Raw genomic sequence first — 8,615 nt, forward strand, 5'->3', positions numbered from 1 at the left:
TGCAGTCTTTGCCGTGCTTACCGCATGGCCCCCGCCATGGCGCCGGCGCGCTGCATGGCGAAGTTGCATTCGGTGATGCAGAGGTCCAGATGGTGGGCTCCCTCGTTCAGCTTGTCTCGAACAGTAGGATCGGTTGCCTGGCCAGCAAGGCTTCGCAGTTGTTGGGCCGTCTGCTGGCACATCTGGATACAATCGGATAGGGTTTGATGGGCGGGCATGCACTCTCACCTTTCCACGACGTTCAGGCCTTTCTAGAACCGGCCGGTGGCCTGGCTGTAGCGCATCGCATCCTCGCAGTGGTGGATGCACATTTCGATGTGCGCGGCGGCCGACGTGGCCATCTCCCGTGCCCGGTTATCGGGTATTTGGTTCACCGCGGACCGGAGCTGGTTGGCCGCCTGAACGCACTGCTGGACGCACTGGGCGACCTGCTGGTGTGCTGGCATCACGTTGTCCCCCTCTCCTGGCTTCAATTCCTGGCTGTTCTTGAGACCGCACCCGTTAGCATGGCCGCCCTTTCCCTGGATCTCTCAGGAAACTCTAAGGGATTCCTCAGGGTTTTCTCAGCCGGAATACGATGACCCGGACAGGCCGGGCCTGACTCAGCCGCCAGCTGCAGCCAGCAGTGGGGGCCGAATTCTGCGCCTGGGCGATAACGGCCAAGATGTTTTACGGGCCATCGCCATTTCGCGATCGAGCGGGCGCAGCACGGGGCCGCACCTGGACTTCCGCGTTCGCATCAACGGCAAGCTGGTGAATCCCCTCGGGTACGTGCGGCGCCCGTGAGCTTCCTGGCGTCAGCGAAGGATGAGGTAGAGGAGCGCTGCACCCACTCCGAACAGGAGTGGCGCGATCCACCGGTTGATGGAGGGTTGTTCCACCTCGGGTGATGATGCGAGCTCGGCGTCGTGATGCTGATGGGCTCGCTGTTGAGTTCGGCGCTTCTCCCGGTCGTCGTGCATTTCGAAATGCCCGCCGCAGCATCCCATCGTCAACGCATCCTCCTCGCTTGCGAACTCGTAAGCCCCCGCGTGGGGGCAGCGTTCGGCGTCTGGAAACCCGTTTAGCAGCAGCCCCGCCCGTGGAGGTTGCCGTCTTTGGGTTCCCGTTCGGCGCCCACGAACAGCTCGGGCGCCAGCAGGAAGCGCTGCATGCAGCGGTGGCACTTGAAGTAGTAGGTCTTTCCCTGGTAGGTCAGGGAAGGGGCGGTAGACGGATCCACCTCCTGCCCGCAAACCGGACAGTACACCTTGACGGCTTGTTCCATGCTCATGTACTCATCTCCTCAGCTCCGGCTGCATGGTACCCTCCGTTTCTTAAACCGAGGTGAGAGCAAGCTGAGAATCGGCTTAGAGCAATCGCCGGAGACTCTCAAACGACGGCAAGCGTGATGAGCCCCACCGCCGCCGACGCAATGCCGACGCCCAGCTTGAGGCCCGCTCGGTGGTGCACTTGCCAGCGTGCCAGGGCGCGCCAGACCGGGCGGGCGGCACAGGCAAGCAGGATGGCAAAGAGCGGCGCGACGAAGACGAGGTTGTAGAAAACGAGCAGGGCGAGGCCACGCCCCGCGCTCTCCTGTGCCGACAGCAGACCCAGCACCGCAAGGTACACAGAACCCGAACACGGCACCGTACACAGCCCCACCAGGGCGCCGGCACTGAACAAGACGGCGGGGCCCGCCTGCCCGATGCGACGCTTGAGGCGTCCGGCGTCGACGTGCGCGGCCAGGCGCGTCCCCCACTCGGGCGCGAGTGCTTCCTGCAGGGCCACAACGCCAAGCCCTATAGCAACCCACGCAGCCAGCCTCGCGGCCAGGTGGGTGCCGCTCAAGGCCTGCGATATCCGCAGAAACGAACCCAGGCCGAGCCCCAGGCCCAGGTAGGTGACGAAAACGCCCAGGATATACGCACTCCCAAGCCCAAGGAGGCGGGCTCGAACGGGCACGCGAGAGGCCATGGAGAGGGTGGTCGCCACAAAGACCAGGAGGAGCGCGAAGGCACAGGGGTTGAGGCTGTCCAGCAGCGCGGCTCCCGCAACGGCTGCAACGGTAAGGACGTCTCCCCCGGTCATGCCTCGACCTTCAGGACTCCCTGCATGAAGGGGTTCTCTTTGCCGCCGCAGCAGGTGTCGCAATAGAACGGGTACTCACCGGGCGCCGCCGCCGGAAGGTCGATCTCCATGGTGGAGTGGGGCGGCACCTGAACGTCTATGCCCAGGTCGGGCACCGTGAACCCGTGCACGCCCCCGCCGTCAGCGTGATAGGGGCTGTCAGGATTCACCAGGCGAAGGCGGGCCGGTCGGCCTGCCCGCGCCTTGAGCTGGCGGGGGCTGAAGCCGCCCATCGTGACAACGAGTTCGAAATCGGCGTCGCCGGAGCGGGCCGGTGCCCTGGGCAGCGAGAGCCACACGCCGGTTCCCAGAATGGCTCCTGACAGTGCGATCAGGAGGGTCACCCGAACCCCGCGCCCGATCCCCGGCGCAGTCGCCTGGTGATGCTTGTGGCCCATGCTGCACCGCCCCCGCTTCGAGCGTACCGGGCGGCCGTATTTTACGACCAGTTCCTGAGAAGAACCTGAGAACCCGCCACGTTTTCTAAGCAAACTCTCAGGAAACCTTCAGCCTCCCCTCAGGCGCAGGCGGTAGGCTCACTGAGTGGAGTCGCAGGCTCCGAGCAGGGGGCGTGGCGCTTGTGAAAGCAGGTCTCGTGAAAGGCACCCTCGTCACCGTCGCAGCAGCCGTCCTGCTGGCGGGCGGACTGGTCGCCTCTGGCAGCCAGCAAAACTCGCCGCCCCAGGGCGCCCAGGCTGCATCGGGCAATCGGCTGGCTGAAGGCGCAACCTTGTACTCCGAAGGCGGGCGGGTCACCGTGGCCGTCTCCTGGGACGGGCTGGCGCAAAGTAAAGGCGACCAGCTCACGGTCGCCTTTCAGGTGGCCATGGATACGCACTCCATCAACCTGGACGCTTACGACCTCGCGAAGCTGGCCGTCTTGCGCAACGACCGCGGCGAGACCGTCCATCCTGCGTCTTGGGAGGCCCCACGTGGGGGCCACCACCGCAAGGGCGTTCTGACGTTTGCCGTACCGGTAAAGTTCATCAGCGGCACACGGTTCCTGGAGCTGCTGGTGCGTGACGTCGCGGGCGTGGGTGAGCGCGTCTTCCGCTGGGATGTGGGGGTATCGTCATGAGTCTCAGCCTCGGGGTGGAGCCCGGGCAGCGCAGGCGCGTCGTCCTGAGCGGTATGGCGGCAAGTGCCGGGCTCGTTGCATTCTACCTGGCTATCGTGGCCCTGGCCCAGGACCCGGCCCACGCCTTCCAGCAGTTCAGGGATGACCTCTGGTTCATCGCACCCATCACCCTGGGGTTTGGCACGCAGGTTGCCCTGTACGTCTACCTGCGGCGGCTGCACCGGGCCTCCCGAGGGCACGTGGCGGTCACTGCCGGCAGCACTGGCGTAAGCGGCACCGCCATGCTCGCGTGCTGCGCCCACCATCTGGCCGACGTCCTGCCGGTGGTGGGGCTGTCCGGGGCGGCCATCTTCCTCAACGACATCAAGACGCCGCTGGCTCTGGTCGGGCTTGCGATGAACGTGGCAGGCGTGATCTACATGGGCCGTCACGTACGGCGAATGCGCCGAACCCTGCCTTCCGTGGCGGCGAGCACTGCTGCGCCGGCATGCCACCGCCCGGCTTGAGCAGCCGGCACGGCGGCAGGATACCTCAGATCTCGTAACGTACCCCAGCCCACGCAGCCGCCTGCGCCATAGCGGGACATGTCCACCGGTATGACGGTGAAGGGATGGCCTACCACTCGGGCGAGCCCTCCGATGATGGCCTTGGCTCGCCGTACGTGCAGCCGCCCTGCCGGTAGGCGCCGCGGGCGTGCGCGTGCGGGCGACCCCCCGACCGTGTGAATGCTTCAAACGGTTTGAACGATGAAGGCCGATGCGCGTGACCCCGGGACTATGACACCGAGGGACCTGCTCGCCATAGGCTGGACCAGACCCGGCCACCGCTGAGGCACTGCCAGGGAGGGAACCGCTGTGCATGTGGAGGGCATCTTCCCCTTCGTGCCGCCGCTGATCCGGTTCGTGAGCCCCAAGCCCGACGCCCGGGTGGCAACGGGCCTGGGCACGTCGGGGCAGCCGACTCCCATCGTTCAGGGGCAGGGGGTGGTCATCGTCGTCGGCGTGACGGCGCCGATCGGCAACCTCCAGGTGACGCCGGGGCCGGTTTCGACGCCGGCGACGCCGCCGGATCCGAACCCGAACTTCCCGAAGTTCACGTTCACCTTCAGCCTACCGTTCATCACACCGTCGGGCACCGTCTTCCCGTCCGGAACCAACCTGGCCGCCCTCTTTCAGTTTGCAGGCTCAACCGGGCGCCTCACAGACGGGACTGCACAGACGCTTTTCGTCTGGTTCGTGGGTGGGTCAGTACCTCAGGATGCGACGCAGCTCACCATGACGGCAGGCGTCACCGACCGGTTTGGGCAGGCGGGAGTCGGCGAGACGAGCATCACGGTGGACCTGGTGCCGATCGCAGGCTCCACGTGGACCGTGCCTCCGCCCCCGGTCGACGGGTGAGCCCGGCGGCGGTCATCGGTCTTCGTCGGGCCCGCGAGGGAGCGTGAACTTCCGCCCGACGTGAATCGCATACGTGTCCCGGTGGCCGCCCTTGGGCTGCCAGCCGAGACCTCGCTCGTGGAGCAACTTCACGATGGGCTCGGTCTCGTGGCTGTCCTCGCGCTCGAACACGAGCGTGAGGGTGTCTTCGGGGCCGAGCCCATCCAGCTCGTCTTCGACGAGACGCAGCTTCTCCTCATCGATGCGTGGCCGAAGGTCAAGCACCCGATCGGGCAAGACCGTCTCCCTCCCGTCGTGCCAGGCTTAGTATGACCAGGCTGGCAGGAACCCCACGCACTTCCTGTTCCTGCTGCGGGGCAGGGACAAACTGGATGCGCTGCGGGTCCTCATCGAACGGGGACAGGTCCGGCCCGTTGTCGACCAGGTGCTGCCGCTCCATCAGGTCGCAAAGGCCCACGAACGGCTGGAGACGGGGCATGGCAGGGGCAAGGTCGTGCTCGAAGTGCCGGCCTAGCGGCCGGGATCATGGGGGGACGTCTTCCTGCCGGCGGCGCTGACGACCTCGGTCGCCGAGGGGACCTTGTGCATGGCGAGGCGGCCGTTGACATAGAGGCCGTTGGCCACACCGTACCGGAGAAGGATCTTCCGATCCCGGGAGTCCAGAGCGTCAAAGTGCACGTCGCGCCGGTGGGCGAATTCAATCTCGACGGTTTCCTTGACGAGAACGGCAGCCGGGCAGCGGCTGTGGTACACCAGCCTGACGGCCGTGGCCGAACCCTCCTGGCTGCCGGGCCCCTGCGGGGTGTCAATCTCGGTGCGAGGCGGGATGAGATAGGGAGGAGGCGTTTGCGGGTCGAGCGCCCGATACATGAGCACCCGCCGGCCGTCCCGATCCACGGGCACGAAGCCGAGCCGGGAAAAGAAAGCGGCCGGCATGCAGTCAAAAAAGCCCCACCAGCTCTCGCCTTCGTAAGCCACCACGGCGACTCCAGTGCACCCTCGTCGACCGGGATCCTGCCGGAGATCGCGCAGCACCTCCGTGACGAGCTCGGCTCCAATCCCTCGCCTCGAGTAAGGCGGAATGACCCAGACACAGTGGATGACCCAGGCGCCTTCTCCCCGAACGGGCTCCGCCGCAGAGGTCACGGGCGCATACTCCACGAGCCCGGCCGGGATCTGCCCGGCGGAGGCGAGCGTTTGAGTGGCGACGGGCCCTACGCCCGGGTAGTCGATGAACGGGTCCGGCGGGGCCGGCACCCATGCCACCATCACCCGCAGCCCATCCGAGGTCAGGCCCTCCCGGAGCCACGCTCTCCGGGCCTCAACCGCCTCCCGCCAGCGCTCGAGGCAGCCTCCGGGCGGCACCGGCGGCGGCTGGGTGCACGGAATCAGCACCGCATCCTCCTCGCCTGGGCGGGCCCGGCGCAGGCTAAGCGCGCCGGGGTGCTGTCGCGGATCCAGCAAGGGCCTCCCTCCCCGGGGCTCGGATGGTCGCCCCACCGAAACTTCGATGTGTGTGCCTGCAGCCCTTTCGGCTGCGCCGCGGAGCCTTGAAGGCGCAGCTCCGGGGGCGATGGCGGCGCGGCTGGCGTCCTGGCCGCCGCCGGAAGCGCCATGACGGCCTTCGGGCCTCCTACCGGGGCCGCGGGCGGGCCGCGGCTCAACGGGCGTTCCGTTGAAACGTCTCGAGGAGACGCTCGTTGACGCGGCCCGCGTTGTCCACCAGGCCGAAGTTATCGCTCTTGTAATCCCAGTTGGCCATGCCGATCCCGTGACTTCGGTTGAGCGCGGCCACATCAGCGTACCAGCGCAGGCGATCCTCCTGCGGGGCACCCTCGATCACCCCGAACTCCCCGCAATAGATCGGTACGCCGTGCCTGGCACGGAACTCCAGAACCGGACGGAGGTTCTCCTCCAGGTACGAGCGGCCGTAAGGCGCCCGGGCCATGAAACCGAAGGCCCGGTGGTAATCCTCGTGGATCTCCAGGATCTCCTCGGGGAGAGGGCCCGGGTACGGGACCTTCCTGCCTGAAAGCAACGTCAATGGCGGTACCCACGGCGCGTTCTGGTGCGTGAAGAGCATCGGCTCATAGAAATGAAAGGTGTAGATGACCCGCGCGTCGGCAAGCGCTCGGAGGGTCGCGAACCTACTGGCATGATCCCAACGGTTCGAGGGGACCATGACCCAGCTCTCCTCGTTGTGACGGCGGATGGCCGCGTGCAACTCGGCGGCCAGCTCGTTCCAGTCCTCGTCGTCCTTGGCCACCGGCTCGTTCAAGATCTCCAGGACCACGTGAGCCTGGCCGCGGTAGCGACGGGCGAGCATCTCCCAGATCGCGACCGCCCGCCGTCGGTACGGCGAACCCTCATCCCAGATGGGGTTGTGATCCTCGGTCATGAAACTGTGCCCTGGCAGACAGTGGAGATCCAAGACCATCCAGAGGCCGGCCCGCCGGGTCCACTCGACCGCGCGATCGACCCAGGAGAGCCCCTCCTCGGAGAACCACGAGGGCGCCCCCTCGTGCTCGAAGAGGCCGTAGTCCACCGGGAGGCGGAGGTGATCCATGCCCCACGAGGCGATCCGCGCCACGTCCTCCTCGGTGAAGAACGAGGCCAGATGGTTCCGGTCCAAATTGGACTGGGAGAGCCAATGGCTCACATTGGTGCCGAAACGCAGGGAGGGCTCCATCGTTCCATCCCCCTTCCGATACTGCATGCGTGACCTCCTACCCCCATTAGCCCAACACCACTCCGACCTCCTCCTCCGCCCGCATCACCGCGTGGGGGATGAGATTCCCCGCCAGCGCGTCCCCGTACACCCTGAGCTCCGTCACCGTCTCGGCGCATGCAGGTGGCAGGCGACCCACTGGCCCGGGGCGACCTCCTGGAGCTCCGGCTCGGCCGCGCGGCACTCCGGTTCGGCCACGGGACAGCGTGGATGGAACCGGCAGCCCTTTGGCAGATCGATGGGCGAGGGGATCTCTCCCTTGAGGGTTTCGAAGCGTCTGACCGGCCTACCATTCCGTGGGATCCTCGGCACGGCCGAGATCAGCGCCTTGGTGTACGGATGCAGGGGGTTGCGGAAGAGCTCTTCCTTATCGCAGATCTGGACGATCCGGCCCAAGTACATCACCGCGATGCGATCGGAGACGCGCTTGATGACCCCGAGATCGTGGGCGATGAACAGGTAGGAGAGACCGAACTTCCCCTTCAGATCGATCAAGAGCGAGATGATCTGGGCCTGGATCGAGACGTCCAGCGCCGAGACGGGCTCGTCGCAGACGATGAACCTGGGTTTCAAGGCCAACGCCCTGGCGATGCCGACTCTCTGCTGCTGGCCGCCGGAGAATTCGTGGGGAAAGGAGCCGATGAATTCCCGTCCGATGCCCACGGTGTCCAGGAGATCGGCGACGATCTCCTTGCGTTCGGCCGGAGTGCCGATCTGGTGGATCACGAGCGGGTCTTCGATGGCTTGCCCCACGCTCATCTGCGGGTTCAAGGAGGCGAGCGGATCCTGGAAGATGATCTGCATCTCCCGGCGCTTCGCACGGAGGGATTCCTTGTCGAGTTGGCGCAGGTCGACGCCGTCGAAGATCACCTGCCCGGCATCGGGCTCGATGAGCCGCAGGATGGCCCGACCCAGCGTGGATTTGCCCGACCCGCTCTCGCCGACCAGACCCAGCGTCTCCCCGGGGCGGATGGCAAAGGAGACGCCGTCCACCGCCTTGAGGACCTTGCCCCCCCGCGGGAACGACTTTTTCAGGTCCTTCACGACCAGAAGCTCAGACATGTGGGGCCCCTCCTTGGACTAAATGGCACGCAACCTCATGTCCCCCACCAACCGGACGGAGGGCGGGCTGTTCTCGCTCGCAGATGGGCTGCCTCAACGTACAGTGGGGATGGAAGCGACATCCCGGCGGAGGCGCGAGGAGGTTGGGCGGATTCCCCGGGATGGGCTGGAGGCGGGCGTCTTCGGCACCGACGTCCAAGGTCGAGCGGAGCAGTCCTTGGGAGTAGGGATGGAGCGCGTT

The 8,615-nt window shown here is 66.4% G+C and carries 14 protein-coding genes; 4 read left to right on the top strand and 10 right to left on the bottom strand.

Annotated elements, in window-relative coordinates:
* Positions 1–17 precede the first annotated feature (17 nt).
* The 5 genes from AB1609_10130 to AB1609_10150 all read right to left on the bottom strand — a co-directional run bounded on the left by AB1609_10130 (position 18) and on the right by AB1609_10150 (position 2,507).
* Complete coding sequence (locus AB1609_10130) at positions 18–218, bottom strand: hypothetical protein (protein MEW6046823.1); 201 nt, start codon at positions 216–218, stop codon at positions 18–20.
* A 33-nt stretch (positions 219–251) separates the two neighbouring features.
* Positions 252–446: a hypothetical protein gene (locus AB1609_10135; GenBank protein ID MEW6046824.1), complete on the bottom strand. Its 195-nt coding sequence runs from the start codon at positions 444–446 to the stop codon at positions 252–254.
* Positions 447–1,063: 617 nt separating this feature from the next.
* Positions 1,064–1,273, bottom strand: coding sequence for a YHS domain-containing protein (locus tag AB1609_10140; GenBank protein MEW6046825.1), 210 nt, complete (start codon positions 1,271–1,273; stop codon positions 1,064–1,066).
* Between the two features lie 98 nt (positions 1,274–1,371).
* Positions 1,372–2,070: a GAP family protein gene (locus AB1609_10145; protein MEW6046826.1), complete on the bottom strand. Its 699-nt coding sequence runs from the start codon at positions 2,068–2,070 to the stop codon at positions 1,372–1,374.
* Positions 2,067–2,507, bottom strand: coding sequence for a cupredoxin domain-containing protein (locus AB1609_10150; protein MEW6046827.1), 441 nt, complete (start codon positions 2,505–2,507; stop codon positions 2,067–2,069). Before AB1609_10150 ends, AB1609_10145 begins: the two co-directional genes overlap by 4 nt.
* 182 nt (positions 2,508–2,689) lie before the next feature.
* Here AB1609_10150 and AB1609_10155 point away from each other — a divergent pair, with 182 nt between their 5' ends.
* From AB1609_10155 to AB1609_10165, 3 genes are all read left to right on the top strand, one after another.
* Entirely contained in the window at positions 2,690–3,187 is a 498-nt protein-coding gene (locus tag AB1609_10155; GenBank protein MEW6046828.1) for a hypothetical protein, read from the top strand.
* The gene (locus AB1609_10160; protein MEW6046829.1) at positions 3,184–3,693 is read left to right on the top strand and encodes a hypothetical protein; all 510 of its coding nucleotides are present in this window, start codon (positions 3,184–3,186) and stop codon (positions 3,691–3,693) included. The genes AB1609_10155 and AB1609_10160 overlap by 4 nt, the downstream gene beginning before the upstream one ends.
* Positions 3,694–4,041: 348 nt before the next feature.
* Positions 4,042–4,584, top strand: a complete 543-nt coding sequence (locus AB1609_10165) for a hypothetical protein (protein ID MEW6046830.1) — start codon at positions 4,042–4,044, stop codon at positions 4,582–4,584.
* 12 nt (positions 4,585–4,596) lie between these two features.
* Here AB1609_10165 and AB1609_10170 read toward each other — a convergent pair whose 3' ends face one another.
* Entirely contained in the window at positions 4,597–4,860 is a 264-nt protein-coding gene (locus AB1609_10170; GenBank protein ID MEW6046831.1) for a hypothetical protein, read from the bottom strand.
* Between the two features lie 112 nt (positions 4,861–4,972).
* On the opposite strand from AB1609_10170, the gene AB1609_10175 reads away from it, so the two are divergent.
* Complete coding sequence (locus AB1609_10175; GenBank protein ID MEW6046832.1) at positions 4,973–5,098, top strand: zinc-binding dehydrogenase; 126 nt, start codon at positions 4,973–4,975, stop codon at positions 5,096–5,098.
* Here AB1609_10175 and AB1609_10180 read toward each other — a convergent pair.
* The 4 genes from AB1609_10180 to AB1609_10195 form a co-directional block, all read right to left on the bottom strand.
* Complete coding sequence (locus AB1609_10180; GenBank protein ID MEW6046833.1) at positions 5,095–6,048, bottom strand: GNAT family N-acetyltransferase; 954 nt, start codon at positions 6,046–6,048, stop codon at positions 5,095–5,097. The genes AB1609_10175 and AB1609_10180 overlap by 4 nt on opposite strands.
* Positions 6,049–6,244: 196 nt before the next feature.
* The gene (locus AB1609_10185) at positions 6,245–7,300 is read right to left on the bottom strand and encodes a cellulase family glycosylhydrolase (protein ID MEW6046834.1); all 1,056 of its coding nucleotides are present in this window, start codon (positions 7,298–7,300) and stop codon (positions 6,245–6,247) included.
* Between the two features lie 114 nt (positions 7,301–7,414).
* A complete protein-coding gene (locus AB1609_10190) occupies positions 7,415–8,374 on the bottom strand; it encodes an ABC transporter ATP-binding protein (protein MEW6046835.1) in 960 nt (319 codons plus the stop codon).
* Positions 8,367–8,615 (bottom strand): oligopeptide/dipeptide ABC transporter ATP-binding protein (locus AB1609_10195; protein ID MEW6046836.1); only part of this gene is annotated, 249 nt, incomplete at its 5' end. The genes AB1609_10190 and AB1609_10195, both read right to left, overlap by 8 nt.

It is taken from the genome of Bacillota bacterium, assembly GCA_040754675.1.
Taxonomy (GTDB): Bacteria; Bacillota; Limnochordia; order Limnochordales; family Geochordaceae; genus Geochorda.

Coding starts and splice junctions, on each gene's coding strand:
- AB1609_10130 (MEW6046823.1), bottom strand. CDS start 218: ATGCCCGCCCATCAAACCCTATCCGATTGTATCCAGATGTGCCAGCAG.
- AB1609_10135 (MEW6046824.1), bottom strand. CDS start 446: ATGCCAGCACACCAGCAGGTCGCCCAGTGCGTCCAGCAGTGCGTTCAG.
- AB1609_10140 (MEW6046825.1), bottom strand. CDS start 1,273: ATGAGCATGGAACAAGCCGTCAAGGTGTACTGTCCGGTTTGCGGGCAG.
- AB1609_10145 (MEW6046826.1), bottom strand. CDS start 2,070: ATGACCGGGGGAGACGTCCTTACCGTTGCAGCCGTTGCGGGAGCCGCG.
- AB1609_10150 (MEW6046827.1), bottom strand. CDS start 2,507: ATGGGCCACAAGCATCACCAGGCGACTGCGCCGGGGATCGGGCGCGGG.
- AB1609_10160 (MEW6046829.1), top strand. CDS start 3,184: ATGAGTCTCAGCCTCGGGGTGGAGCCCGGGCAGCGCAGGCGCGTCGTC.
- AB1609_10185 (MEW6046834.1), bottom strand. CDS start 7,300: ATGCAGTATCGGAAGGGGGATGGAACGATGGAGCCCTCCCTGCGTTTC.
- AB1609_10190 (MEW6046835.1), bottom strand. CDS start 8,374: ATGTCTGAGCTTCTGGTCGTGAAGGACCTGAAAAAGTCGTTCCCGCGG.